Genomic DNA, 25114 nt, shown 5'->3' with positions numbered 1-25114 from the left:
TTCCGCGCCGGGCCCTGACGGTCGACGCGGTCCACCCGATGACTTCTCGGAGTCCGCCTCCCGGCGCACCCGTGGCGCACGGCGCCCGGGGCAACGCGGCCGGCGGCGGACGCGGACACGCCGGGCGGCGGCGAGTGTGGCGTCGTCGGTCGGCGGGAGGTGCTGCCATGGCGGCCAACAACGAGGACACGACCCGCGCAGACGAACGCGTGGAGGAGACGGCCGAGCAGGCCGTGACGCAGACCGCGGCGGACACCGCCGCCGGGGCGGTTCAGCCGGAGCGGACCCCCGCGTCCGACGACGCCGCGGACGCGCCCGAGGAGCCGAGCGCGCCGACGCTGCAGGTCGACCCGACCGACCCGTTCGCCGTGCCGGCGAACCTGATCGAGGTCCTGCGCACCGAGACCACGTCCCGGCAGCGCTCCGAGGACGAGGACGCCGGAGAGTCCGAGGACCGGGCCGAGGGCGCCGTGGTCTCCCGCCGGCGCCGCCGACGCCGCCGCGGCGAGGTGGACATGGAGCTCGACGGCGGCGAGGCCGGCGATCCCGAGCACACCGTCACCCGCGTGCGCGCGCCGCGCCAGGCCGTCGGCACCGCCCCGGACACCGTCCAGAGCGTCAAGGGCTCCACCCGGCTCGAGGCGAAGCGCCAGCGCCGCCGCGACTCCCGCTCGGGCGGGCGTCGCCGCACCGTGATCACCGAGGCCGAGTTCCTGGCCCGCCGCGAGGCCGTGGACCGCAAGATGCTGGTGCGCCAGCGCGACCAGCGCATCCAGATCGCCGTGCTCGAGGACGGCGTGCTGGCCGAGCACTTCGTCTCGCACACCACGCAGGACTCGATGATCGGCAACGTGTACCTGGGCAAGGTCCAGAACGTGCTGCCGTCCATGGAGGCCGCGTTCGTGGACATCGGCCGCGGACGCAACGCCGTGCTCTACGCGGGCGAGGTCAACTGGGACGCCGCCCAGCTGGACGGCAAGCCGAGGAAGATCGAGAACGCGCTCAAGTCCGGCGACACCGTGCTCGTCCAGGTCACCAAGGACCCGGTGGGCCACAAGGGCGCCCGTCTGACCAGCCAGGTCTCCCTGCCCGGCCGCTACCTCGTGTACGTGCCGGGAGGCTCGATGACCGGCATCTCCCGCAAGCTGCCGGACGTGGAGCGCTCGCGTCTGAAGAAGATCCTCAAGGACCACCTGCCGCAGGACGCCGGCGTGATCGTGCGCACCGCGGCCGAGGGCACCTCCGAGCAGGAGCTGCAGAACGACATCAACCGTCTGCGCGCCCAGTGGGAGGGCATCCAGGAGAAGGCGTCCGGCACCAAGGTGCTCGCCCCCGAGCTGCTCTACGCCGAGCCGGACCTGACCATCAAGACGGTCCGCGACGTCTTCAACGAGGACTTCTCCGCCATGCTCGTGCAGGGCGAGGCCACGTGGGACAACATCGAGGCCTACGTGACCTACGTGGCCCCGCACCTGCTGGACCGGTTGCACCACTGGGTGCCGGAGGACCACGACGGCGAGGACCTGTACGCCACCCACCGCGTGGACGAGCAGCTCCACAAGGCGCTCGAGCGCAAGGTGTACCTGCCCTCCGGCGGCTCGCTCGTGATCGACCGCACCGAGGCCATGACCGTGGTGGACGTGAACACCGGCAAGTTCACGGGCTCCGGCGGCAACCTCGAGGAGACCGTCACCAAGAACAACCTCGAGGCCGCCGAGGAGATCGTCCGGCAGCTGCGCCTGCGGGACATCGGCGGCATCATCGTCATCGACTTCATCGACATGGTGCTCGAGGCCAACCGCGACCTCGTGCTGCGCCGTCTCGTGGAGTGCCTGGGCCGGGACCGCACGAAGCACCAGGTCGCCGAGGTGACCTCGCTCGGCCTGGTCCAGATGACGCGCAAGCGCATGGGCACCGGGCTCGTGGAGGTGTTCTCGGAGACCTGCGAGCACTGCGCCGGCCGCGGCATCCTCATCCAGGACACGCCGGTCGAGCGGGGCCGCTCCGGCGGTGAGCAGCGCGGCGAGGCGGAGGGCCGCCGTCGTCGCCGGCGTCGGGGCGACGGCGAGGGCGAGCACGCCCACGCCGCCGCGGCCACGACGACGGGCGCCGAGCACGCCGACTCGGAGGACGAGCGGCAGCGCCGTGAGCGGGCCGAGGCCGCCCGGGTCGCCCTGCACTCGATCGCGAAGGCCTCCGGCAAGGTGGCCGAGGACGAGGCCCCCGCCCAGGAGTCCGCCCCCGCCGAGCAGGCGGCGGACGCCGCCGAGGACTCCGCGGCCGAGGCCGTCGAGGCCGCGTCGGCCGGGCCCGCGGAGGCCGGGCAGCCGGCCGGGACGGACGAGGAGGAGACGCCGCGTCGCCGGCGTCGTCGGGGCCGCCGCCGCAGCCGGGGCCGCGCTGAGGAGTCGGGGGACACCGGCGCCGAGGATGCCGGCTCCGAGGATGCCGCGCGGTCGCACGACGACGGCCCCGCCGAGTCCGCCGGTCAGACCCGTCAGACCGAGGAGGAGGCGGCCGAGCCGGCCGCCGCCGCGGCCCCCGAGCACCAGGACCCGGTCGTGCAGGCCGAGGAGGCCGTGGCCGCCGTCGCGGAGGCGGAGGCCGACGCCGAGGCCGAGTCCCCGGAAGACGCGGCTGAGCAGGACGACCGTCCCCGCCGGTCCCGGCGTCGCCGGGGTGGCCGCGGGCGGTCTCGCCGAGGCGGCGAGGCGGCCTCGACCGAGGCCGACGCCGACGCCGAGGACCACGGTGCGGAGCGCGCGACGCCGTCGCGGCACGAGGCCGCGGACGCCGACTCCTCGGTGGCCGTGTCCTCCGAGGTCGCATCGGAGCCTGTGCCTGCCGAGGATGCCCCGGCGCCCGTGCCCGCCGAGGATGCCCCGGCGCCCCGGCGCCGCCGGTCCCGCCGGGCCTCGAGCGACGGCGTCGTCCGTCCGGCCGCCGGTGCGGACGCGTCCGCCGAGCGGACGGCCGACCGCACGGACGCGGCTCCGGTGGAGGCCACCGAGCCCTCGCCCGAGGAGTCCACGGACGCCACCGAGGTCCACGAGCAGCCCGCCGCCCCGGCCGCCGTCGAGGAGGCCGTGATGGTGGAGCCTGCGGCGACCGAGCCGACGGCGGAGCCCACGGCGGACGCGGACCAGGCGTCCGCCGCGGACGCCCCGACCGAGGCCCAGGCGGCTCCGACCGCCCCGGTGCCTGGATCGCCGCGCCGGCGCTCGCGTCGCGCCGTGTCGTCCGACGGCGTCCACGTCCAGGTCCAGGCCGCGCCCGGCGGCGCCCAGGGCGGCCGCTTCACCGCGGCCGTGGCCGAGGCGTCCACCCCCGCCGAGCCGCAGGGTGCCGCCCCGGTGATGCTCGGCGTCGGAGTGAAGGCCGCCGACCTGGCCCGTCGCGGCCGCTGACCGTCGTCGGTGCCGCCGCCCCGGGCCTGCCCCGGGCGGCGGCGACGCGCCGACACGCCTCTGTTTGGTCCGGATGCCCGGCAGCGAGTATGCTGGACCATCGGTGTTCACCGCCCGCACGCTCCCGCATGTCCCGGTGAGGGACCGCCGGACCCGGACGCAGCCGCGGTCGAGGTGCGGGCGAGCAGAACCCGATCTGATCCGTTGAAACGTCGAGAGAAGTGAGTCCCAAGTGGTGTACGCGATTGTCCGCGCTGGCGGCCGCCAGGAGAAGGTTTCCGTCGGAGACCTCGTTACCCTTGACCGCGTTCCCGCTGAGACCGGTGGCTCCGTCGAGCTGCCCGCTCTGATGCTGGTGGACGGGGACGAGGTCAAGGCTGGCGCCGATGCCGCCGGTGTGAAGGTGACCGCCGAGGTCGTCTCCCACTCCCGTGGCAAGAAGGTCGTCATCATGAAGTACAAGAACAAGACCGGCTACAAGAAGCGCCAGGGCCACCGCTCTGAGCTGTCCACGGTCAAGATCACCGGGATCGCCTGAGCCGTCACCGGCACCGGCGAAACCGAGCATCCGAGAGGTTAGGCAACAGCAATGGCACATAAGAAGGCCGGCAGTTCCTCGAAGAACGGCCGCGATTCGAACCCGCAGTACCTCGGCGTCAAGCGCTACGGCGGCGAGGACGTCAACGCCGGCGAGATCATCGTCCGCCAGCGTGGCACCAAGTTCCACCCGGGCCGCAACGTCGGCCGCGGCAAGGACGACACCCTCTTCGCGCTGTCCGCGGGCTCCGTGGCCTTCGGCCAGCGCCGCGGCCGCAAGGTCGTGGACATCGTCCCCGCCGCGGAGTGATCTGACACTCGTGCGGTCTGCGTGCGGACCCTCGCCCGGCGAGGACACCCGCACCCCCTGACGCCCCGGCGGGGGCGGGCCCGGCATCCACCGGACCCGCCCCCGCCGTCGGCGTCTCCGGCCCCTGGGCCGTCTGAGTCCGATCCCTCCAGCCCCTAGGAGCACTCCCATGGCAGCCTTCGTGGACCGCGTGGTCCTCCACCTCACCGCCGGCAACGGCGGGCACGGGTGCGTCTCCGTGCATCGCGAGAAGTTCAAGCCCCTGGGTGGCCCCGACGGCGGCGACGGGGGCGACGGCGGCGACATCACCCTCGTGGTGGACTCGCAGACCACCACGCTGCTGGACTACCACCACGCCCCGCACCGGTCCGCTGAGAACGGCCAGCCGGGCATGGGCGACCACCGCGAGGGCAAGAACGGCCAGTCGCTCGTGCTGCCCGTGCCGGACGGCACGGTGGTCAAGGATGAGCAGGGCAACATCGTGGCCGATCTCGTGGGGGAGGGCGCGACCTACGTCGCCGCCGCCGGCGGTCAGGGCGGCCTCGGCAACGCGGCTCTGGCCTCCGTGAAGCGCAAGGCGCCCGGCTTCGCGCTGCTCGGCCTGCCGGGGGAGAGCCGGGACCTGACGCTCGAGATCAAGACCGTGGCGGACGTCGCGCTCGTGGGCTTCCCCTCGGCCGGCAAGTCCTCCCTCATCGCTGCCCTGTCTGCGGCCCGTCCCAAGATCGCGGACTACCCGTTCACCACGCTCGTGCCCAACCTCGGGGTCGTGCAGGCCGGCGACGTGCGCTTCACCGTGGCCGACGTCCCGGGCCTGATCCCCGGTGCCTCGGAGGGCCGCGGCCTCGGCCTGGAGTTCCTGCGCCACGTCGAGCGCTGCGCCGCGCTCGTGCACGTCCTCGACTGCGGCAGCCTCGAGTCCGACCGCGACCCGATCGCCGACTTCGAGGCCATCGAGGCCGAGCTCGAGGCCTACGCGGTGGAGCCCGTCTTCTCCCAGGGCGGGGAGGGCGTCGTACCGCTGAACGAGCGGCCCCGCCTCATCGCCCTGAACAAGACCGACCTGCCCGACGGCGCCGCGATGGCGGACATGGTCCGCGACGAGCTCGAGGGCCGTGGCCTACGGGTCTTCGACATCTCCGCGCTGGCCCGCGAGGGCCTGGACGCCCTCAAGTACGCCATGGCCGAGCTCGTGGCGGAGGCCCGTTCCCGGGTGGTCGAGCCCGCGCCGGCCGCGCCCGTCGAGGTGCCGCGCCGGCATCGCCGCCGTGGCGAGCGGGCCGAATTCACGATCCGCCGCGAGGAGCGCAACCTCGAGCCGCTGTTCCGCGTGCGCGGCGAGAAGCCCGAGCGGTGGGTCGCCCAGACGGACTTCCAGAACGACGAGGCGATCGGCTACCTTGCGGACCGGCTCCAGCGGGCCGGCGTCGAGGACGGCCTGTTCAAGGCCGGTGCGAGGCCGGGCGACGCCGTCGTGATCGGCGACGACGTCACGGGCGTCGTCTTCGACTGGGAGCCCACGCTGTCCGCGGGAGCCGAGCTGCTCGCCGGGCCCCGGGGCACCGACCTGCGGCTCGACGAGCGCACCCGCGCGACCCGCGCGGAGAAGCGCGCCGAGCAGGATGCCCGCCGGGCCGCCCGTGCGGCGACCCGGGCCGAGATGGAGGCCGAGCGACGCTCCGGCCTGTGGACCGACACCGACGATCGAGAGGGATGATCCATGTCCGTGCGGCGCACCGTCGTCACCCGCTATCCGACCCCCGCCACGCGCGGCTCTGAGGACCCGCAGGCCAACCCCGTGACCTCGCGGGAGACGATGCAGGCCGCACGCCGAGTGGTCGTGAAGATCGGCTCGTCCTCGTTGACCACCCCGGACGGCCTGGACGTGGCGGCCATCGACCGGCTCGTGGACGTCCTCGCCGCCGAGCGGCAGAAGGGCACCCAGGTGGTGCTCGTGTCCTCCGGCGCCGTCGCGGCCGGCTTCCCCCACCTCGGGCTGGGCCGACGCCCCAAGGACACCGCCACCCAGCAGGCCTCGGCGGCGGTCGGCCAGAGCAAGCTCATGGCGCACTACACCACGAGCTTCGGCCGGCACGACACCGAGGTGGCCCAGGTGCTCCTGACCGCCGAGGAGCTCATGCGGCGCACCCAGTACACGAACGCGCACCGCGCCCTGTCGCGGCTGCTCACGCTCGACGTGATGCCGATCGTGAATGAGAACGACGCCGTGGCCACGCGCGAGATCCGCTTCGGCGACAACGACCGCCTCGCGGCCCTCACCGCCAACCTCTGCAAGGCGGACCTGCTGGTCCTGCTCTCGGACGTGGACGCCCTCTACACGGGCCACCCCTCCCACCCGGACGCGCGGCGCATCCCGGAGGTCACCTCGGACGACGATCTGGCCGGCGTCGACGTGCGTGTGCCCGGTTCCGCGGGTGTGGGCACGGGTGGCATGGTGACCAAGGTGGACGCGGCCGGCATCGCGGCCACCACCGGCATCCCGACCCTGCTGACCTCGGCCGCCAATGCGGGCGCCGCCTTCGCGGGGGAGGACGTGGGCACGTGGTTCTCCGCCACCGGCCGCCGCCGGTCCGCCCGCGCGGCGTGGCTCGGCCTCACGGCGGAGGTCCGGGGTCGGCTCATCATCGACGACGGCGCGGTGGCCGGGGCGATCGACCGCGGCCGCTCCCTGCTGGCCGCGGGCATCACCGGCTGCACGGGCGCCTTCACGCCGGGCGACGTCGTCGAGATCGTGGATGCGCATGGCCGGGTGCGGGCGCGCGGCCTCGTGCAGTACTCCTCGTCGCAGCTGCCCGCCATGCTCGGGCGGACGACCGCCGACCTCCGCGAGGACCTCGGCGCGGGCTACGACGGCGTCGTCGTGCACGCCGACGACTGGGTGCGCCTGGCTCCGCCGCAGCGCTGACCGGCACGGGCTCCGGCCGAGTCGACGGACCGGGCCTCGTGCCTCGTCCGGGGCGCTCGATAGGCTGGCGGCATGCAGACCACCGAGAGCACCGCACCCCAGGATCAGTCCGGCCGCCAGGACGCCGAGGCGCCGACGCCCGAGGTCGAGGAGGCCGTCCGCCAGCGGGCCGAGTGGGCGCGTCAGGCCGTGCCCGAGCTGGCCGTCGCCGGCCGCGCCCGCAAGGACGCCGTCCTGCGCCACATGGCCGAGGCGCTGCGCGCCAACACGGCCGCGATCATCACGGCCAACCGCGAGGACCGCAGCCGCGGCCGCGAGACCGGCACCTCGGCGGCCCTGCTGGACCGCCTCAAGCTGGACGAGGCGCGCGTCGAGGCGCTGGCCCTCGCCCTGGAGACCCTGGCCGGCCTGCCGGACCCCGTGGGCACCGTGGTCCGCGGCGGCCCGCTGCCCAACGGCGTGCGGATGAGCCAGGTGCGGGTGCCCCTGGGCGTCGTGGGCGCCGTGTACGAGGCCCGTCCGAACGTCACGGTGGACATCGCCGGCATCGCCCTGAAGTCGGGCAACGGCGTGATCCTGCGCGGCGGCTCGGCCGCGGAGTCCACCAACGCGGTCCTGATCCAGGTGCTGCGCGAGGCGCTCGTGGACCAGGGCTTCGACGCCAACATCATCCAGGGCATCGACGATCTCGGACGTCCCGGCGTCGCCGCCCTGATGGCCGCCCGTGGCGCGGTGGACGTCCTCGTCCCGCGCGGCGGCCGTGAGCTGATCCAGCGCGTGGTCCGCGAGGCCCGGGTGCCCGTGATCGAGACGGGTGAGGGCAACGTGCATCTGTACGTGGACGCCTCCGCACCCAAGCAGATGGCGGTGGACATCGTGCTCAACTCGAAGACCCACCGCACCTCCGTGTGCAATGCGGCCGAGACCCTGCTGCTCCACCGGGACGCGGAGGAGGTGGGCCGAGAAGTGCTGCGCGCCCTCACCCGTGCCGGCGTGCTGCTGCACGTGGACGAGGCCGCGCGGGCCTGGCTGCCCACGCTCGCCGACCGCGGCGACCACGCCCGGGACGCCGTGGACGCCACCGAGGAGGACTGGGGCACCGAGTACCTGGACATGGAGATGGCCGTGCGCGTCGTGGACTCCCTCGACCAGGCGATCGAGCACATCGGCCGGTGGTCCACGGGCCACACCGAGGCCATCGTCACGAACGACCTGGCCGCGGCCGAGCGGTTCATCACCGAGGTGGACGCCGCGGCCGTCATCGTGAACGCGTCCACGCGCTTCACCGACGGCGGCGAGCTCGGCCTCGGCGCCGAAGTGGGCATCTCCACCCAGAAGATGCACGCCCGCGGGCCCATGGGCCTGGAGGAGCTCACGACCACCAAGTGGATCCTGCGCGGCGACGGGCAGATCCGCCGCTGAGCCGGGCTACGATGGACACCAGGACCCCTTCGGCCCGGCCCCGGCCCGGCCGTCTGACCCGCTGCACCGAGGAGCATCCATGCTGAACACCTCCCTGATCCTGGCCGCCGCCGAGGAGGGCCACCACGTCGTCAACGAGCTGCCGATGGACCCCATCTGGTACGGCCTGCTCGTCTTCGCGCTGCTGATGGCCGCCCTGGCCGCCACCATGTCCATGCGCTCCCGCGCGCTGCGCCTGCCCGAGCCCACCACCGCGGTCCAGCACCACGGCACCGGCCGCGGCTCGCACACCTCCGGTCACTGACGTCTCACCGGCCCGTCGCGTCGCCGCCTCCGCCGGGGGCGACGCGGCGGGCCGTCCGTTCGTCTCCTGAGCGCATGACCGTCGCCTCCCGCACCCCCGTCCCCGCGCCCACCGCCGGGGGCGCGCACCGTCGTCGCCTCGGCATCATGGGCGGCACCTTCGACCCGATCCACCACGGGCACCTCGTGGCCGCCTCCGAGGTGGCCGCCGAGTTCGAGCTGGACGAGGTCGTCTTCGTCCCCACGGGCCAGCCGTGGCAGAAGTCGGACCGGCAGGTCTCCCCGGCCGAGGACCGCTACCTCATGACCGTGGTGGCCACCGCCTCCAACCCCCGGTTCACCGTCTCCCGCGTGGACATCGACCGCCCCGGCGTGACCTACACCGTGGACACGCTGCGGGACTTGCGCCGCCTGCACCCGGACGCCGAGCTGTTCTTCATCACCGGCGCGGACGCCATGGGCCAGATCCTCACGTGGAAGGACGTGGACGAACTCTGGGACCTGGCGCACTTCGTCGGTGTCACCCGTCCCGGCCACGACCTCTCGGACATGGGCCTGGGCGCCGACGTCTCCCTGATGGAGATCCCCGCCATGGCGATCTCCTCCACGGACTGCCGGGAGCGCGTCCGCCGGGGCCGGCCCGTCTGGTATCTCGTCCCGGACGGCGTCGTCCAATACATCGCCAAGCACCACCTCTACGTCTCGGAAGAGGAGACCTCGTGACCGTTCCCCAGACCACCCTGGACGCCCTCACCACCGCCGCGGCCGCCGCCGCGGACAAGCTCGGCACGCACATCGTCGCGTTCGACGTCGCCGAGCGGCTCGGCCTGACCGACGCCTTCCTGATCGCCTCCGGCGCCTCGGAGCGTCAGGTCAACGCGATCGTCGACGGCGTCGAGGAGGCGCTGTTGAAGGACGAGCAGCTCAAGCCGTTGCGTCGCGAGGGCCGGTCCGACGGCCACTGGGTGCTGCTCGACTACGGACACTTCGTGGTGCACGTCCAGCATCGCGAGGACCGCGAGTTCTACGCGCTGGACCGCCTGTGGAAGGACACCCCGGCGATCGACCTCGGCCTGCCGGAGGAGAGCACCCGACCGGACGCGGCCACCCAGGACGACGGCGCCTCCGCCTCGCACGCCTCCTGAGCGGGCCGGGAGATGCGCCTGATCCTGCTGCGTCACGGCGAGACCGACTGGAACGTCCTGGACCGCTACCAGGGGCACACGGACATCGAGCTGAACGCCGAGGGGGAGCGCCAGGCCCGCCGCGCCGCCGGCGGGCCCGTGGGTGACCTGGTCGAGGACGCGGAGGAGCTCGTGGCCGTGTGCTCCCCGCTGGCCCGGGCGCGCCGCACGGCCGAGATCGTCCTCGAGGCCCGGGTGGGCGCGGCGTCCGTGGCCGTCGACCCGGAGCTGATGGAGCTGGCCGGGGGAGAGTGGGAGGGCCTGGAGCTCAGTGCCATCGCGGAACGCTGGCCGGACGAGCACCGCCTTTGGCGGGCCGAGCCGGCGCTCGACGCCGGTCCCGTCGGCGGGGAGACCCTGCGCGGGGGCGGCGAGCGGGCCCTGCGTGCGCTGCGCGGACACGTGCCCCCGCACTGGGCGGACACCCCCCGCGACGGTGGCGCCCACACCCTGCTCGCCGTGGCCCACGGTGCGCTGATCCGCGCGGCCACGGGGTTGCTCCTGCGTCACGAGGGCGAGGCCTTCGCGGCGATGGCGCGGATCGGCAACGCCCGCGCCGCCGTGTTGCAGGGCGCGTTCACTGCCGACACCGGGGCCGAGGGCTGGGGCGACTGGACCCTCGAGGGCTACGGCATCTGAGCGCGCCTCGGCCCGGACGCCGATTTGGCGCCCGCGCGGGGACCGTGTACGCTGGTCGAGTTGCCAGCGAGGCGAACGGCCCGGAAACGGAGCGTGAACATCGCGGGTGACGCACACATCTGGGGGTATGGCGCAGTTGGTAGCGCGTCTGCATGGCATGCAGAAGGTCAGGGGTTCGAATCCCCTTACCTCCACCAGTCAGGAGGCCCGGTCCGTACGGACCGGGCCTTCGTCGTCGTCGGGCTCCCGTGCGGGCCCGGGCGGCGACCGCCGCCCTGCGACATCACCGCGCTGCGGCACTGCGGTGATGTCGCTCCGCCGCGGTCGGTGCGGGGGACACGCCGGGGTACGCGGCGCGCTCGACCGCCGTGAGTGCGGGTTCCACCGCACGGCCCTCCCGCGCCGAGGCGACGGCGGCCTCGAGCACCGCCATCACGGCGACGGCCTGGTCGGGGGTGGCGGCGTCACCGTTCGGGCGGCCCAGGATCGCGTCGCGCACACCCGTGTAGGACCGCTGCTGGGCTCCGGTGGGCGCGGGGACGCGCTCGGTGTTCCCCTCCCCGTCGTGCAGGAGGATCGGGTCCGGGTCGACGCCCCAGCCCTCGGCGCCGGGGAGCAGACCCGCGCGCAGCTGCGCCTCCTGCTGATCCGGCAGTTCCTTCACCGCGGTGCCACGCGTGCCGTGGACCGCGAAGCGCGGGCTGCCGCCGGCCACGAGCATCGACGCCTGCAGGACCACGCGCCGGCCCGGATACTGCAGCACGCAGTGCGCCCAGTCCTCGACCGGGGCACCCGGACGCAGGGCCGCGAGGTCGGCGTCCACGCGTTCGGGGACGCCGAAGAGCAGGAGCGCCTGGTCGACCAGGTGCGGTCCGAGGTCGAACCAGATGCCGCCCCCGGGCACCGAGGCTTCCCGCCAGCGGCTCCGGACGGTCGGGCGGAAGCGGTCGATCCGGGACTCGAGGTGGACGACGTCTCCGAGCCGGCCGGAGCGGACGAGCTCGGCGATGCCCAGGAAGTCGCTGTCGAAGCGGCGGTTCTGGAACACCCGCAGCACCCGCCCCGTCTCGGCCGCGAGGTCGCGCAGCTCCCGCGCCTCGGCGAGACTCAGCGTGAACGGCTTGTCCACCACCACGTGCCTGCCCGCCCTGAGGGCGGCGCGCGCGAGCGGCGTGTGCTGGTCGTTCGGGGCGGCGATCACCACGAGGTCCACGTCGTGCCACGCCAGGAGCGCGTCCACGTCGGGCACCACGACGACGTCCGGCAGATCCGCGTGCACCGCGTCCGGGCGGCTCGAGACGACATGGGTGAGAGCGAGTCCCTCCGTGGCGTGGAGCAGGGGGACGTGGAACGTCTTCCCGGCGAACCCATAGCCGATCAGGGCGGTGCGGATCGGTGCGTCAGTGCGGGACATGCAGGACCTCCTGGTCTGGCGGCGGGCATGGGGGCGTCCCCTGCACGCTAGGCCGTGGGGCCGCGGCGGTCCATCGACGCCGCCGGGCCGGTTTGCACGGCCGCCGCAGGCTGGGTATCCTATCCAGGTGCTCCGGCCGGCCCGCCGGGAACGGAGTCACCACCCACCTGGGGGTATGGCGCAGTTGGTAGCGCGTCTGCATGGCATGCAGAAGGTCAGGGGTTCGAATCCCCTTACCTCCACCAGTCAGAAGGCCCGGTCCGTGCGGACCGGGCCTTCGTCGTCGTGACGGCCAGCTCGCCGTCGAGAACCACCGGTCACGGCCGGGTTGCGGTCCAGTGTCGATCACGCATCGACGTCGCATAGCTCTTTCATGGCAGGCTCTCGGCGGACAGACTCGAGGCGTCCCCACCCGTGGAGCCCGGAACACCGGTGCTGCAGAGGCGGGGGCCGCCGGCCCTGTCCGGCCGACTCAGTGAGGAGCTGCCATGTCCGTCATCCGTACCCGTCGTCCCTCCCTCCGTCACCTGCCCGTCGCCGTCGCCGCCGCCGGCCTCGTCACCACCGTCGCCCTCGCCGGCCCCGCCGCCGCCTGGGACGACGCCCACGGCCCCCAGGCCGGCTACTTCCAGGCCGTCGACCACGAGAACGTCACCACCGCCCTCTTCCAGACCTACGACGGCTACGACCCGGAGGACCTCACGCTCACGCTCACCCCGGTGGCCGAGGACGGCACCCGCCTGGAGGGCGGCCAGGAGGTCGAGTTCACCGCCCTGGACGTCATCGACGGCGGTGCGGTGGACGTCCTGGAGACCCGCCGCGCGCTCGGCGCGGCCGGTGAAGGCCTCGTGCGGTACGACGTCGTGGCCGACGGGCAGATGTTGAACATGGGCATCACGCTCCAGGCGGACGCCGACCTCGCCGACGATCAGGGGGCGGCCGTGCACTCCGTCGACGGCCCGCAGACGGGCCACCTCGGGGACCGGCCCCTGGTCTGGGACTCGGCCATGCAGCTGGCACCCGGGGTGGAGGGCGCCGAGATCCTCCACATGGTCGCCGCGCCGACGATGGAGAACACCTACGCGGAGGTGGTGACCGAGCCGGCCCACGGTGAGGTCTTCGCGTTCCGTGACTCGGAGCACTCCGAGCTCCGTGCCTGGTACATCCCCGAGGAGGGCTTCGTCGGCACGGACACCTTCACCGTCGACTTCTACAGCGAGCACGTCGCCCACGTCCAGACCGTCACGGTGCATGTCGGCGAGGAGATCCCCGCCGCGTACGACGGCTTCGTCGAAGCCGAGGACGGCGTCCTCAACGGGAAGCCGCTCGACCTGACCGACCCGGACACCGCCGCGGCGCTCGCCGCGTTCCGGGGCGACGAGGCCGCCCCGGCTCCGGGGGACGAGGAGGAACAGCCCGCTCCGGTCGAGGACGACGCCGACGAGCAGCACACGACCCCGGACACCGTCGAGACGGGGCAGTCCACCGGCTGGTGGCTGGCCGGCCTCGGCGCCGCCGCCGCGGGAGTGCAGGTCGCGGCCCGCCGTCGTCTGGGCCTGACCGACTGACAGCCCGCCGCGCACAGATCCTTCGACGCGCCGCCCCTCTTACGCTCAGGGGCGGCGCGTCCGTGCCGGCATGACACGCGGCCGGCAGCCCGCGCGTCAGTCGCCGAGGCCCGCCAGCAGCAGGTCCAGTCCCTCCTCGAAGGGTGCGTCCGCATAGGGGTTCCGCGCCCCCGTCGCGCGCGTGCCCCCGCCCGCCCGGAAGGCCTCGGCGGCCGCGCCAAGCGCGGGCAGGCGCTCCTGCGCCCCCGCCACCTCGAAGATGTCGGCCGGAGCGTCGACGTCGTACGCAGACCCGTAGATGAACGACTCGAGCGCGATCACCCGGGCCAGCACCTGCTCCGGCGCCAGACCGGTCCGGGCCAGCACCGCGCACACCGTCTCGTAGACCCGCTGCGTCGACGGGGCTCCCTCGATCGGCAGGGTCGCGATGAGCGGGATCAGCGGCGGATGGGCCGCGAAGACGTCGCGGTAGGAGCGCGCCCACGCCCGCAGGGCGGCGACGACGGGCACCTCGCCCCGGATCGCGGCCTCCAGCTCGACGAGCGAGACCTCGCCCATCACGGCGTCCTGCAGCAGGACGAGCAGCTCATGCTTGCCGCTGATGTGGTTGTAGAGCGCGCTCGGCGCCACGCCCAGGCGACGGCCGACCGCCGCCATGGTGAGCCCTTCGTATCCCTCGGTGCGGGCGACCGCGAGCGCCGCGTCCGCGATCGCTTCGCGGCTCAGAGCGGGGGAGAGAGGTCGTCCGCGGTGGCGGCGCGCCCGGGGCGGTTCAGTGGTCTCGTCCATCCGGCCATTCTGACCCGTCGGACGGGCAGGAGGTGTCAGGCCGGCTACGGACCAGCCTTCCCTTCCCGGCGCGCGGCCCGTACAGTGAGCGCCGACACTCTAAATGAACGGCATTCACCCGGGCCCCGCCCGATGCCCCGTCCCCGCCAGAGGAGCACCCCATGACCACCGCCCCCGCCACCGCCGGCCGCGAGCGCCGGACGAGCGACGTCGTCGTGATCGGCGCCGGCCCGGCCGGCCTCATGGCCGCCCGCACCGCGAAGGCCCAGGGCCTGTCCGTCACCGTCCTGGAGGCTCGCCGGCGCGTCGGCGGCCGCACCTGGAACGGCCTGGTCGAGGGCGCCGACGGCAAGGACCACTTCATCGAGATCGGCGGCCAGTGGATCTCCCCGGACCAGACCCGCCTCATCTCCCTGGTGGAGGAGCTCGGCCTGCCGACGTTCTCCCGCTTCCGCGACGGTCGCAACGTCTACGTGGACCCGCGCGGAGAACGCCACGTCTACGACGGCCTCGACTTCCCGGTGGCCGAGAAGACGGACCGGGAGATGGATCGCCTGATCGCCAAGATCGACGAACTGACCGCCGAGATCGACGCCGCCGCCCCGTGGGAGCACCCGCGGGCCGCCGAGCTGGACAAGATCTCCTTCCGGCACTGGCTGGAGCAGCAGTCCGACGACCCGGAGGCCATCGACAACGTCTCCATCTACATCGCCTCCGGCATGCTGACCAAGCCCTCCCACACCTTCTCCCTGCTCCAGGCGCTGCTCATGTCCGCCTCGGCGGGGTCGTTCCGCAACCTGGTGGACGAGGACTTCATCCTGGACAAGCGCGTCGAGGGCGGCATGCAGTCCGTGTCCCTGGCCATGGCCGCCGAGCTGGGCGACGACGTCGTCCTCGGCCAGCCGGTGCGCACCCTGCGCTGGGCCGAGCCGGACCCGTCCACCGCGGACGAGAAGAACGGTGTGGCCGCAGACGTGCGCAACGGCGTGGCGCACGACGGCGCCGCCGGCGACGTCGTGGCGCTCACTGACGACTACGAGGTGCACGCCCGCTACGCGGTCCTGGCCGTCCCGCCGAACCTCTACAGCCGCATCTCCTTCGAGCCGCCGATGCCGCGCGAGCAGCAGATCGCGCACCAGCACATCTCCATGGGCCTGGTCATCAAGGTGCACGCCGTGTACGAGACCCCGTTCTGGCGCGAGGAGGGCCTGTCCGGCACGTGCTTCGGTGGGGGCCGTCTCGTCCAGGAGATCTATGACAACACCAACCGCGGCGAGAACCTGGCCGGTGGCGCCCCGGGCAAGGAGGACCCGCACGGCACCCTCGTCGGCTTCGTGTCCGACGTGTACGCGGAGCAGATGTGGGCCCTGCCGGAGGAGGAGCGCAAGGCCGCGATCCTCGGCGCCATGGCCGAGTACCTCGGCCCCCGGACCCTCGAGCCGATCGCGTTCTTCCTCTCGGACATGGCCGCCGAGGAGTGGACCCGAGGCGCCTACGCCACCAGCTACGACCTCGGCGGGCTCTCCCGCTGGGGCCACCTCCAGAACCGCCCGACCGGTCCCATCCACTACGCGTGCTCGGACATCGCAGCCGAGGGCTACCAGCACGTGGACGGCGCGATCCGCATGGGCGAGGCCGCCGCCCTGGCCATCGCCGAGCGGGAAGCCACTGACGCGGGGCAGCCCACCGGCTGACCGGCCCGACGGACAAGGACATCCTCATGAGCGCATCCACCCCACGACGCCGCGTCGTCGACAATGAGGGACACGAGCACGTGTACCCGACCACCTCCGCCATCGAGCAGGTCAACCTGCTCAACCCGGGCGGGGTGAGCAACAAGGGGCTCCAGGCCGGCAAGGTCGGCCTGCTCGGGGCGGTGGTGATCGGCGTCTCCGTCGTCGCCCCCGCCTACACGTTGACCTCGGGCCTCGGGCCGACCATCAGCACCGTCGGCACCCACGTGCCCGCGATCCTGCTGCTCGGCTTCATCCCGATGCTCCTGGTGGCCCTCGGCTACCGGGCGCTGAACACGCGGGTGCCGGACTCCGGCACGTCGTTCACCTGGGCCACGCACGCCTTCGGGCCGTATGTCGGGTGGATGGGCGGCTGGGGGCTCATCGCCGCCTCCGTGATCGTGCTGTCCAACCTGGCGGCCGTCGCCGTCGACTTCACGTTCCTGCTGCTCGCCCAGATCACCGGGAGCCAGGCCATCGCGGACCTGGCCGGCAACCTGTGGGTCAACATCCCCCTGACCCTGGTGTACCTGGCCCTGGCCGGATGGATCTCGCACCGCGGCATGGAGACCACCAAGCACCTGCAGTACATCCTGGTGGCCTTCCAGATCCTGGCCCTCGGTGCGTTCGCGGTCGCCGCCCTGACGCAGTCCTCCCGTGGCGCGGGCTTCGACCCCACCCCGGTGCAGCTGGACTGGTTCAACCCGTTCACCGCGGGCGACTTCAGTGTGGTCGCGGCCGGCGTCTCCCTGTCCATCTTCCTGTTCTGGGGCTGGGACGTGACCCTCACGATGAACGAGGAGACCAAGGACCCCGAGCGCACCCCCGGCCGGGCCGCCGCCGTCACCGTGTTCGTCATCATCGCCGTCTACATCCTGTCCGCCCTGGCCGTGATCTCCTGGGCGGGCATCGGCTCCGAGGGCCTGGGCGCGGGCAACCCGGACAACCAGGAGTCGATCTTCGCGGTCCTCGCCGGCCCGATCCTGGGCCCCTTTGCCGTGATCATGTCCAGCGCGATCCTCGTCAGCTCCCTGGCCTCCCTGCAGTCCACCATGGTCTCCCCGGCCCGCACCCTGCTGGCGATGGGCTTCTACCGGGCTGTGCCCGCGCGCTTCGCCGAGCTGAGCCCCCGGTTCAACAGCCCGGCCTTCGCGACCTGGGTGTGCGCGGGCTTCGCCGGCCTCTTCTACGTCGTCACGCGGCTGCTCTCCGAGAACGCCCTGTGGGACACCATCACCGCTCTGGGCCTGATGATCTGCTTCTACTACGGCATCACCGCCCTGGCCTGCGTCTGGTACTTCCGCCGCGAGTGGTTCACCTCGGTGGGCAACGCCCTCACCACCTTCCTGTTCCCGCTGATCGGCGGCCTCGTGCTGCTGGTGATGTTCTGCGTGACCGCGATGGACTCCACCGACCCCGACTACGGCTCCGGCTCCTCCGTGTTCGGTGTCGGCACCGTGTTCATCCTGGGCATGGGCGTGCTGGCCATCGGCGTGGTACTGATGATGTGGACGCGGCTGCGCCACCCGGCCTACTTCCGTGGCGAGACCCTGCCGCAGACGGACTCGACCCGACCCATCCCGATCATCCGTCCGGACGACGACGGCACTGCCGTGGTCCGGGACCCCAACGAGAGGACCCACTCATGAGCACCCCCACCGGCTATCGCGTGCAGGACCCCAGCACCGACCAGGTCGTGGAGACCTTCCCCGCCCTCGCCGACGGTGAGGTCGACCAGGTGCTGGCCGCCGCCGAGACCGCCCAGCGCGCATGGGCCGCCCGCCCCATCGAGGAACGCGCCACCATCGTGCAGAAGGTCGCGGACCTCTTCGAGGAGCGCAAAGACGAGCTCGCGCAGATCATCGCCACCGAGATGGGCAAGCGCGTGACCGAGGGCGTCGAGGAGGCGGAGTTCAGCTCGGCCATCTTCGGCTACTTCGCGGACAAGGGCCCCACCCTCGCCGCGGACCGCCCCATCGAGACCTACGGGGGCGGCCGCGCCATGATCCGCCACCTGCCCCTGGGCGTGCTGCTGGGGGTCATGCCCTGGAACTTCCCGTACTACCAGATCGCCCGTTTCGCCGCGCCGAACCTCATGCTCGGCAACGCGATCGTGCTCAAGCACGCCGAGATCTGCCCCCGCTCGGCCCTGGCCGTGCAGCAGATCATGGACGACGCCGGCGTGCCGGCCGGCGTGTACACCAACGTCTTCGCCACGCACGACCAGATCGCCGAGTTCATCGCCGACCCGCGCGTGGCCGGCGTGTCCCTGACCGGCTCCGAGCGGGCCGGCTCCGTGATCGGCGCGCTCGCGGGCCAGCACCTCAAGAAGGCCGTCCTCGAGCTCGGCGGGTCGGACCCGTACATCGTGCTCGACGCCGAGGACCCGGCCGAGGCCGCCCGCACCGCGTGGGCGACCCGCATGTACAACATGGGCCAGGCCTGCAACTCCAACAAGCGCATGATCGTCACGGCGGACATCCATGACGCCTTCGTGGCCGAGCTGGTGTCCCTGGCCGAGGCCATGAAGCCCGGGGAGGCCGCCGACGAGGACCCGACGGTGTTCACCCCGCTGTCCTCGCGCGGTGCCGCCGAGGGCCTGGCCGAGCAGGTGGAGCGGGCCCGTCAGCAGGGCGCGACCGTCCACGTCGGCGGGACCGTCACGGACGAGGCGGGCGCCCGCTTCGCCCCGGCCGTGATCACGGGCGTCACCTCCGAGATGGACGCCTACCGCGAGGAGCTCTTCGGCCCCGTCGCCGTCGTCTACAAGGTGGAGTCCGCGGACGAGGCGCTCGCTCTCGCCAACGACTCCCAGTACGGCCTGGGCGGCGCCGTGTTCTCCCAGGACGAGGCTCAGGCCGAGCGGATCGCCCGGCAGCTCGAGGTCGGCATGGCCAACGTCAACACGCCGGCGGGAGAAGGGGCGGAGATCCCGTTCGGCGGCATCAAGCGCTCCGGCTTCGGCCGCGAGCTCGGCCCGCTCGGCATGGACGAGTTCGTCAACAAGCAGATGTACTTCGTCCAGGACTGACACCCCACGACGACGACGGGCCCGCCTCCGGTGACCGGAGGCGGGCCCGTCCGCGTCCCGCCGGCGTGGCGGGAGCGATGGGTCAGCGACGCGCATGTCGCACAGCGGGTTCTAGGCTGGCGCGCCCTTGTCCCTTCAACCGGGGCGCGGCCATCATGGACCGGATCCCCGTCGAGAACTGCAGAATCGAGAATGTCTGATGTACCCCACCCCGATTACCTTCGACGTGGCGCGCGCCGGCCGCGCTCTCGCCCAGGTCAGTGTCCGCACCCTGGCCACCGCGGCCGGTCTCGAGAAGGAGCAGCTGCGCCGCTTCGAGAAGGGGCTGGCCGACCTGCGGGTGGACGAGCGTCTGCGTCTGGAGAAGGCCCTGCTGAAGTACGGCGTCGGGCTGGTCCCGGAGGACGAGTTCGGCGGCACGGGGGTCCGCCGGATCTTCACCGCCGAGAAGTCCCGGCGCATCGAGGCCATGGAGAACGAAGGCGGCCCCGCGTACGAGGACGACATCTGAGTCCTCCGCCGACAGGCGGACGGCCCCGCATCCCGGGCAGGGATGCGGGGCCGTCGTCGTCGGTCCGCCGGTGGCGGGGGCTCAGGCGGACTGCAGCGCGTTCGTGACCTCGCTCAGGCCCTCCTTGAGGAGGTCTTCACCGATGGTCAGCGGCGGCAGGAAGCGTACGACGTTGCCGTAGGTGCCGCAGGTGAGCAGGATGACGCCGGCGGCGCGCACGGCCGCGGCCACGGTGGCGGTCAGCGTCGCGTCCGGCTCGCCGGTGGCGGGGTCCACGAACTCGATCGCCATCATCGCGCCGCGGCCGCGGACCTCGGCGATGCGGTCGTCGGCGTTCTGCGCGAAGTGCTCGCGGATGACCTGCTCGATCCGGCGGGCCTTCTCCAGGAGACCGTCCTCCTCGACGGCCTCGAACACGGCGAGCGCCGCCGCCGTGGCGACGGGGTTGCCGCCGTAGGTGCCCCCGAGGCCGCCCGGGTGCACGGAGTCCATCACCTCGGCGCGGCCGGTGACGCCGGAGAGCGGCATGCCGCCGGCGATGCCCTTGGCGGTCGCCATCAGGTCCGGCTCGATGCCCTCGGTCTCGGAGGCGAACCAGGCGCCGGTGCGGGCGATGCCGGACTGGACCTCGTCCGCGATGAACAGGACGTCGTTGGCCTTGCACCACTCGACCACGGCCGGCAGGAAGCCCTCGGCCGGGACGATGAAGCCGCCCTCGCCCTGGATCGGCTCCATGATCACGGCGGCCAGGTTGTCGGCACCGATCTGCTTCTCCAGCGCGGAGATGGCACGCTGCGCGGCCTCGGCGCCGGACAGGCCGTCGCGTAGCGGGTAGGAGCCGGGCACGCGGTAGATCTCGGGGGCGAACGGTCCGAAGCTGTGCTTGTAGGGCATGGACTTGGCGGTCAGCGCCATCGTCAGGGTGGTGCGGCCGTGATAGGCGTGGTCGAACGCGGCCACAGCCTGCTTGCCGGTGTAGGCGCGGGCCACCTTGACGGCGTTCTCCACGGCCTCGGCGCCGGAATTGAACAGGGCGGTGCGGGTCTCGCCGGGGATCGGGCTGGTGCGGTCCAGCTGCTCGGCCACGGCCACGTAGCCCTCGTAGGGCGTGATCATGAACGAGGTGTGGGTGAACTGCGCGACCTGCTCCTGGACGGCGGCCACGACGCGCGGGTGGGAGGCGCCCACGGAGGTGACGGCGATGCCGGAGGCCAGGTCGATCAGGCGGTTGCCGTCCACGTCCTCGAGGATGCCGCCCGCGGCGCGGGCCGCGTACACCGGCATGGTGGTGGCCACGCCGGCCGGGACGGCGCGCTTCTGGCGCTCGGCGAGCTCACGGGAGCGAGGGCCGGGCAGCTCGGTGGCCAGATGGCGGGTCTGCTCGAGGTCGGGGGTGGCGGTCATGGGGATGCCTCCTGGGGACGGCTCACGGGGAGCGTGGACGACGGGCGGGCACGACGACGACGCGTCGGGCCGCGTCCTCCCATGGTGGGGCGTCGAGTCCATGCCGTCCAGTGATGATCTGGCATGGTGGCTATGCTCATCCGGCATGGACGAGAAACTGCTCAGGGCCTTCGTCACGGTGGCCGAGGTCGGCACGGTCTCGGGGGCCGCGATCCGCCTGGATCTCGTGCAGTCCGCGCTCAGTCGGCAGCTGCAGCGGCTTCAGCGTGAGCTGCGCCTGCCCCTGTTCGCCCGGGTCGCCGGCCGGTTCGAGCTGACGACGGCCGGCGAGGCGTTCCTCCCGGTGGCGCGCGAGGTCCTCGTCGCCCATCGACGGGCGGAGCAGGCGGCCCGCGCGCTCGCCTCCGGTCGGCTCACGGACGTGGCCGTGGCCGCGCCGGGCACCACCCTCATCGATGTCGTGCTGCCGTTCGTGGCCACCTTCGGCGAGGAGGACCCGCGCCCGCGCGTCGCGGAGACCCAGCTGGACGACTCGCTGCTCGACGCCGTCGCGCGGCACGACCTCGTGGTGATGCCGACGGTGCCGCCCCCCTCCGTCGCGTCGCTGCCGCTGATGGACCTGCCGGTCTGGGCGTACGTCGCCCCGGGCCACCCCTGGGCGGGCCGGACGCGGGTGTCCCTCGACGACCTCGTGGCCCAACCCGTCGTCGCGCCCGCCCGCACCTTCATGGCGCGACGCGTCCTCGACGGCGCCGTGGCCGTGGCGGGCCTCACGCCGCCGGCCCTCGTCGAGGCGAACTCCGGGCGGGTGGCCCAGGCCCTGGTCGCGACGGGGGCGGGCGTCGCCGTCGTCACCGAGGACCCGGCCTTCGGGCTGACGCCGGTGCGGGTCATCGCGCAGGGGCGGACGCTCGCGGTACGACTGCACGCGGCGTGGCGGGAGGACCACTTCGCCGCCGAGACGCTGCAGGCGCTCGCCCGTCGCCTGCAGGCCTTCGTCCGGGACCGCTATGCCGAGCCCGGGGATGACGCGCCGCGCTGAGGCCGGAGCGCGTGAGACCATGCCGTCGTCGGACGCGGCCCCGGGCGGGCCGCGTCGATGCACACGAGGGGAGAACCCGGATGAACACCACCGTCCGACGCGCCCTGTGGGTGGTCCTGGTGCTGCTGTGCCTGGGACTCGTGTTCCTCGCGCTGCGCGGGGTGCTGGCGGTCGGCGCCGTGCCGATCAGCGCCGCCCCCACCCTCAGCGCCACGGCGTCCGCGACCCCGTCGCCGTCGCCGTCGCCGTCCTCGGCACGCTTCACGCCCAGCCCCGCACCGACGGCCACACCGATCCCGACGCCGAGCCCGTCCTCGGCGTCACCCACGCGGGAGGCGGCGGTTCCCGTCGAGACCCAGGAGCTCGCCGGCACACCCACGCCGTCCGAGGAGCCGACCCCCACCGAGGAGCCGGCGCCGTCCGAGGAGCCGGCACCGTCCGAGGAGCCGACCCCCGCCGCGGCCGCCCACCTCTCCGGCCCCGCCGCCCCGTGGGACGAGGTCACGGCGACGCCCGTGCACGTGGACGTCCACCAGGACGGCGAGCAGATCGTCGGAGCGGGGATCGACCTCACGCAGTTGGATGAGGGCGGCGACCTGGACCCGGAGCCACAGACGGTCGGCTGGTACGGCCCGCCGCAGTGGGGCACCACGCCGGGGGAGCGCTCCCGGTACGCGGGGGTCCTGGCCGGGCACGTCGTCTACTACGGCGTGCGGGACGTGTTCTGGAACCTGGGCGACGTGCGCGCGGGTGCCGTCGTCGTGGTGACATACGACGACGGCACGCAGGCCGCCTTCGAGGCGGACGCGGACGCGGTCTCGGTGGAGAAGGAGGCGCTCACCCAGGATCCGGCGCACCGCTGGGCCTGGGAGCCCGGGGGCGACGACGCGAAGGTCACGCTGATCACGTGCGACCTCGTGCCGGGCACCGGGATGGCCGGGAACGCCTTCAACAACTGGGTGGTGCAGGCCACCCGCGTCGCCTGAGGCCGCGGCGACCCCGGGGCAGGGAGGCCGGAGGGGTACCCTGGGGAGGCCGGGGCGGCCGACCGCGTCGGACCGCCATTGACCCCGTGACCGGGTGACGACCGCCGAGAGGACCTGCGCCCATGAGCCGAGCCGACATCGCCCCCGCCCGCGTGCGCCCCCGCCGCTGGAGCGTGGCCGTCGGAGGGGCGCTCCTGAGCATCACCCTGGCCACCGGCGGCTGCAGCGTCGCCGAGGAGCCCGGACAGACCGGTGGCACGGAGGCGGGGAACACCTACCTGGAGGGCGTGCTGGCCAGCCCCAGCCAGACGTCCGCCGACCCGCTCGCGGCGGACATCCAGTTCGCGGGTCTGCTGCTGCGCAACCACCGCGACGCGATCCAGCAGTCCGATGAGGTGCTGGGCAAGGACGGCGTGGACCAGGAGATCCGGGCCACCGCCGAACGGATGAAGTCCGAGCACGAGGAGCGGGCGCGCCGGCTCGAGTCGATGCTCGAGGGCTGGGGCGTCCCCTCGGATGACGTGCGCGGTGCGGGTGCCGAGTCGACCCCGTCTGCGCAGCCCGAGTCCACGGAGGACGCGGAGCCGACCCAGATCGTGGGCGACGAGCTGCGCGCCGGACTCCTGTCCGACCGGGAGAAGAACGTGCTGGCCGCCGCCGAGCCGGAGGAGGCGGGACGGATCTACCTGCTCCAGATGCGCCGCCTCTATCAGGGCGCGCTGACGATCTCCGCCACGGAGGCGGAGGACGGCTCGGACGACGCGGCGAAGGAGCTGGCCTCCAGCGTGGTCGAGGGCCATCGCAAGGAGCTGGAGAGTTTGGCCGCGACGCTCGGGGAGATGGGCGTGATCGGGTCGAGCGGGGCGCGCACGGCGGAACCGTCCGGGTTCACCGGCCCCATCAAGATCGAGGGCACCGGCGCCGACGGCGGCTCCGTCCCCTCGGACTTCGTCCCGGAGCCGCTGCAGCGGGTGCGCAACTTCCGCGCCACCCAGAAACCGGTGCTGCCGTCGTCGAGCTCGCCCAGTTCCTCCAGCGCGTCGGGCCCCGCCAGCGCGTCCGGCCGGGACGCCGAGGACCAGCGGGGGCGGGACGCCGCATCGGCGAGCCCGTCGCCCAGCCCGGCCGACACGGCGCAGGCCACCCCGCGCCCCTCCTCCGGGGCAAGCCCCTCGTCCAGCGCGTCCCGCTGACGCGCCGCATCGGCCGGACGGCCCGATCCGCATCGGGCGACGCCGTGACCGAGTCGATAGCGCTTCGTCACCGGTCAGTGACCCGCCTCACGTCTGTGCGGCATAGATTCGTGCCGACGCGGCGAGTGCGGCATCCGGTCGACCTCGGGCGTCCGAGCCGGGGAACCCTTCGGCCCGTCGCAGCACCGCACCCCTGGAGGAGCACGATGCGCACCGCCCGACCGACCCGCCTTGCCGCCGCCCTGGGCGCCGGCGTCCTTCTCACCGGCCTGGGGGCGACCCCCGTCCTCGCCTCACCCGCCCACCCCGCTGGATGGACCGCCGAGCACGACCTGCCCGGCGGATCCTTCCTCGTGGCCAGCGCGGAGGGTGAGACCGGTGCCTCCTTCGGCACCGAGTTCGAGGTGGACGAGTCCGACGTCCGCCTGACGGTGGCTCCGGTGCTGGAGGGGGAGGCCCGCGGCGCCGAGACCGAGGTCCCGTTCACGTACGACGACGAGTTGGAGCGCGGTGACTTCGACGTCGCCGCGGCCCGGCGGAGCCTGGGCGAGTCGGGGACCGGTCCCGTCGTCTACACCCTCTACCGCTGACCCGGGCGAGCCGCTGCGCGCCGACCAGCGTCATGAGCTCGGCTTCCACATGCTCCCCACCGCCTGGGACACCACCCTGCTCGCGGCGCCGGGGGAGCGACATGTCAAGGGCCATTGAGTTCTGC

At 73.2% G+C, this 25114-nt stretch carries 22 protein-coding genes and 2 tRNA genes; 21 read left to right on the top strand and 3 right to left on the bottom strand.

Annotated elements, in window-relative coordinates; genetic code table 11:
- The first annotated feature begins 167 nt into the window (after positions 1 to 167).
- The 11 genes from SJ20_RS04505 (at position 168) to SJ20_RS04455 (ending at position 10925) form a co-directional block, all read left to right on the top strand.
- Positions 168 to 3407, top strand: coding sequence for an Rne/Rng family ribonuclease (locus tag SJ20_RS04505; protein ID WP_235281255.1), 3240 nt, complete (start codon positions 168 to 170; stop codon positions 3405 to 3407).
- A gap of 232 nt (positions 3408 to 3639) precedes the next feature.
- Positions 3640 to 3945, top strand: coding sequence for a 50S ribosomal protein L21 (rplU, locus tag SJ20_RS04500; RefSeq protein WP_002853919.1), 306 nt, complete (start codon positions 3640 to 3642; stop codon positions 3943 to 3945).
- 51 nt (positions 3946 to 3996) lie between these two features.
- Positions 3997 to 4254, top strand: a complete 258-nt coding sequence (gene rpmA, locus SJ20_RS04495; protein WP_002853915.1) for a 50S ribosomal protein L27 — start codon at positions 3997 to 3999, stop codon at positions 4252 to 4254.
- Between the two features lie 169 nt (positions 4255 to 4423).
- Positions 4424 to 5971, top strand: a complete 1548-nt coding sequence (gene obgE, locus SJ20_RS04490; protein WP_020622077.1) for a GTPase ObgE — start codon at positions 4424 to 4426, stop codon at positions 5969 to 5971.
- 3 nt (positions 5972 to 5974) lie between these two features.
- Positions 5975 to 7180, top strand: a complete 1206-nt coding sequence (gene proB / locus SJ20_RS04485; protein WP_044659080.1) for a glutamate 5-kinase — start codon at positions 5975 to 5977, stop codon at positions 7178 to 7180.
- Between the two features lie 72 nt (positions 7181 to 7252).
- A complete protein-coding gene (locus tag SJ20_RS04480; protein WP_044659079.1) occupies positions 7253 to 8602 on the top strand; it encodes a glutamate-5-semialdehyde dehydrogenase in 1350 nt (449 codons plus the stop codon).
- A 79-nt stretch (positions 8603 to 8681) separates the two neighbouring features.
- Positions 8682 to 8906 carry a hypothetical protein gene (locus SJ20_RS04475; protein WP_036316935.1) on the top strand — a complete coding sequence of 75 codons (225 nt, stop codon included), beginning with the start codon at positions 8682 to 8684 and terminating at the stop codon, positions 8904 to 8906.
- Between the two features lie 74 nt (positions 8907 to 8980).
- Positions 8981 to 9628 carry a nicotinate-nucleotide adenylyltransferase gene (nadD, locus tag SJ20_RS04470; RefSeq protein ID WP_036316939.1) on the top strand — a complete coding sequence of 216 codons (648 nt, stop codon included), beginning with the start codon at positions 8981 to 8983 and terminating at the stop codon, positions 9626 to 9628.
- Positions 9625 to 10050 (top strand): ribosome silencing factor, encoded by a 426-nt coding sequence (gene rsfS, locus SJ20_RS04465; RefSeq protein WP_036316941.1) that lies wholly within the window; start codon positions 9625 to 9627, stop codon positions 10048 to 10050. Before nadD ends, rsfS begins: the two co-directional genes overlap by 4 nt.
- 12 nt (positions 10051 to 10062) lie before the next feature.
- Positions 10063 to 10728, top strand: coding sequence for a histidine phosphatase family protein (locus SJ20_RS04460; protein WP_044659078.1), 666 nt, complete (start codon positions 10063 to 10065; stop codon positions 10726 to 10728).
- 121 nt (positions 10729 to 10849) lie between these two features.
- Positions 10850 to 10925 (top strand) — tRNA-Ala (locus tag SJ20_RS04455).
- Between the two features lie 86 nt (positions 10926 to 11011).
- Here SJ20_RS04455 and SJ20_RS04450 read toward each other — a convergent pair.
- On the bottom strand, positions 11012 to 12142 hold the full coding sequence (locus SJ20_RS04450; protein WP_044659077.1) for an oxidoreductase: 1131 nt from the start codon (positions 12140 to 12142) through the stop codon (positions 11012 to 11014).
- 169 nt (positions 12143 to 12311) lie between these two features.
- On the opposite strand from SJ20_RS04450, the gene SJ20_RS04445 reads away from it, so the two are divergent.
- Both SJ20_RS04445 and SJ20_RS04440 read left to right on the top strand, forming a co-directional pair.
- A tRNA-Ala gene (locus SJ20_RS04445) sits at positions 12312 to 12387 on the top strand.
- Positions 12388 to 12630: 243 nt separating this feature from the next.
- Positions 12631 to 13710 carry a hypothetical protein gene (locus SJ20_RS04440; protein ID WP_044659076.1) on the top strand — a complete coding sequence of 360 codons (1080 nt, stop codon included), beginning with the start codon at positions 12631 to 12633 and terminating at the stop codon, positions 13708 to 13710.
- 96 nt (positions 13711 to 13806) lie between these two features.
- Here SJ20_RS04440 and SJ20_RS04435 read toward each other — a convergent pair whose 3' ends face one another.
- Positions 13807 to 14499 (bottom strand): TetR/AcrR family transcriptional regulator, encoded by a 693-nt coding sequence (locus SJ20_RS04435; protein WP_036316951.1) that lies wholly within the window; start codon positions 14497 to 14499, stop codon positions 13807 to 13809.
- 161 nt (positions 14500 to 14660) lie between these two features.
- Between SJ20_RS04435 and SJ20_RS04430 the strand changes: the two genes are divergently transcribed.
- From SJ20_RS04430 to SJ20_RS04415, 4 genes are all read left to right on the top strand, one after another.
- Positions 14661 to 16193, top strand: coding sequence for an NAD(P)/FAD-dependent oxidoreductase (locus SJ20_RS04430; protein ID WP_041103003.1), 1533 nt, complete (start codon positions 14661 to 14663; stop codon positions 16191 to 16193).
- A gap of 26 nt (positions 16194 to 16219) precedes the next feature.
- A complete protein-coding gene (locus tag SJ20_RS04425; protein ID WP_036316957.1) occupies positions 16220 to 17881 on the top strand; it encodes an APC family permease in 1662 nt (553 codons plus the stop codon).
- Entirely contained in the window at positions 17878 to 19263 is a 1386-nt protein-coding gene (locus SJ20_RS04420) for an NAD-dependent succinate-semialdehyde dehydrogenase (protein WP_044659075.1), read from the top strand. Before SJ20_RS04425 ends, SJ20_RS04420 begins: the two co-directional genes overlap by 4 nt.
- 199 nt (positions 19264 to 19462) lie before the next feature.
- Complete coding sequence (locus tag SJ20_RS04415) at positions 19463 to 19774, top strand: hypothetical protein (protein ID WP_036340936.1); 312 nt, start codon at positions 19463 to 19465, stop codon at positions 19772 to 19774.
- An 81-nt stretch (positions 19775 to 19855) separates the two neighbouring features.
- On the opposite strand, the gene gabT is transcribed toward SJ20_RS04415, so the two are convergent.
- A complete protein-coding gene (gene gabT, locus SJ20_RS04410; RefSeq protein ID WP_041103009.1) occupies positions 19856 to 21178 on the bottom strand; it encodes a 4-aminobutyrate--2-oxoglutarate transaminase in 1323 nt (440 codons plus the stop codon).
- 145 nt (positions 21179 to 21323) lie between these two features.
- Here gabT and SJ20_RS04405 point away from each other — a divergent pair, with 145 nt between their 5' ends.
- The 4 genes from SJ20_RS04405 to SJ20_RS04390 all read left to right on the top strand — a co-directional run bounded on the left by SJ20_RS04405 (position 21324) and on the right by SJ20_RS04390 (position 24989).
- Positions 21324 to 22220 carry a LysR family transcriptional regulator gene (locus tag SJ20_RS04405; protein ID WP_044659074.1) on the top strand — a complete coding sequence of 299 codons (897 nt, stop codon included), beginning with the start codon at positions 21324 to 21326 and terminating at the stop codon, positions 22218 to 22220.
- An 80-nt stretch (positions 22221 to 22300) separates the two neighbouring features.
- Positions 22301 to 23206 (top strand): class F sortase, encoded by a 906-nt coding sequence (locus SJ20_RS04400; RefSeq protein ID WP_044659073.1) that lies wholly within the window; start codon positions 22301 to 22303, stop codon positions 23204 to 23206.
- Positions 23207 to 23328: 122 nt separating this feature from the next.
- Complete coding sequence (locus tag SJ20_RS04395) at positions 23329 to 24399, top strand: DUF305 domain-containing protein (RefSeq protein ID WP_044659072.1); 1071 nt, start codon at positions 23329 to 23331, stop codon at positions 24397 to 24399.
- Positions 24400 to 24605: 206 nt separating this feature from the next.
- A complete protein-coding gene (locus SJ20_RS04390) occupies positions 24606 to 24989 on the top strand; it encodes a hypothetical protein (protein WP_223247534.1) in 384 nt (127 codons plus the stop codon).
- Positions 24990 to 25114 lie beyond the last annotated feature (125 nt).

The sequence above is a fragment of the Micrococcus sp. MS-ASIII-49 genome, assembly GCF_000946635.1.
GTDB classification, from domain to species: domain Bacteria; phylum Actinomycetota; class Actinomycetes; order Actinomycetales; family Micrococcaceae; genus Micrococcus; species Micrococcus luteus.
This window is presented reverse-complemented; position numbering and strand designations above follow the sequence as displayed.

Bases quoted from the DNA above. Each gene is read 5' to 3' on its own strand.
- rpmA (WP_002853915.1), top strand. From the start codon at position 3,997: ATGGCACATAAGAAGGCCGGCAGTTCCTCGAAGAACGGCCGCGATTCG.
- SJ20_RS04505 (WP_235281255.1), top strand. From the start codon at position 168: ATGGCGGCCAACAACGAGGACACGACCCGCGCAGACGAACGCGTGGAG.
- proB (WP_044659080.1), top strand. From the start codon at position 5,975: ATGTCCGTGCGGCGCACCGTCGTCACCCGCTATCCGACCCCCGCCACG.
- SJ20_RS04430 (WP_041103003.1), top strand. From the start codon at position 14,661: ATGACCACCGCCCCCGCCACCGCCGGCCGCGAGCGCCGGACGAGCGAC.
- SJ20_RS04425 (WP_036316957.1), top strand. From the start codon at position 16,220: ATGAGCGCATCCACCCCACGACGCCGCGTCGTCGACAATGAGGGACAC.
- SJ20_RS04475 (WP_036316935.1), top strand. From the start codon at position 8,682: ATGCTGAACACCTCCCTGATCCTGGCCGCCGCCGAGGAGGGCCACCAC.
- SJ20_RS04450 (WP_044659077.1), bottom strand. From the start codon at position 12,142: ATGTCCCGCACTGACGCACCGATCCGCACCGCCCTGATCGGCTATGGG.
- SJ20_RS04390 (WP_223247534.1), top strand. From the start codon at position 24,606: ATGCGCACCGCCCGACCGACCCGCCTTGCCGCCGCCCTGGGCGCCGGC.
- SJ20_RS04440 (WP_044659076.1), top strand. From the start codon at position 12,631: ATGTCCGTCATCCGTACCCGTCGTCCCTCCCTCCGTCACCTGCCCGTC.
- SJ20_RS04415 (WP_036340936.1), top strand. From the start codon at position 19,463: ATGTACCCCACCCCGATTACCTTCGACGTGGCGCGCGCCGGCCGCGCT.
- gabT (WP_041103009.1), bottom strand. From the start codon at position 21,178: ATGACCGCCACCCCCGACCTCGAGCAGACCCGCCATCTGGCCACCGAG.
- SJ20_RS04435 (WP_036316951.1), bottom strand. From the start codon at position 14,499: ATGGACGAGACCACTGAACCGCCCCGGGCGCGCCGCCACCGCGGACGA.
- nadD (WP_036316939.1), top strand. From the start codon at position 8,981: ATGACCGTCGCCTCCCGCACCCCCGTCCCCGCGCCCACCGCCGGGGGC.
- obgE (WP_020622077.1), top strand. From the start codon at position 4,424: ATGGCAGCCTTCGTGGACCGCGTGGTCCTCCACCTCACCGCCGGCAAC.
- SJ20_RS04395 (WP_044659072.1), top strand. From the start codon at position 23,329: ATGAGCCGAGCCGACATCGCCCCCGCCCGCGTGCGCCCCCGCCGCTGG.
- SJ20_RS04420 (WP_044659075.1), top strand. From the start codon at position 17,878: ATGAGCACCCCCACCGGCTATCGCGTGCAGGACCCCAGCACCGACCAG.
- SJ20_RS04405 (WP_044659074.1), top strand. From the start codon at position 21,324: ATGGACGAGAAACTGCTCAGGGCCTTCGTCACGGTGGCCGAGGTCGGC.
- SJ20_RS04400 (WP_044659073.1), top strand. From the start codon at position 22,301: ATGAACACCACCGTCCGACGCGCCCTGTGGGTGGTCCTGGTGCTGCTG.
- SJ20_RS04480 (WP_044659079.1), top strand. From the start codon at position 7,253: ATGCAGACCACCGAGAGCACCGCACCCCAGGATCAGTCCGGCCGCCAG.
- SJ20_RS04460 (WP_044659078.1), top strand. From the start codon at position 10,063: ATGCGCCTGATCCTGCTGCGTCACGGCGAGACCGACTGGAACGTCCTG.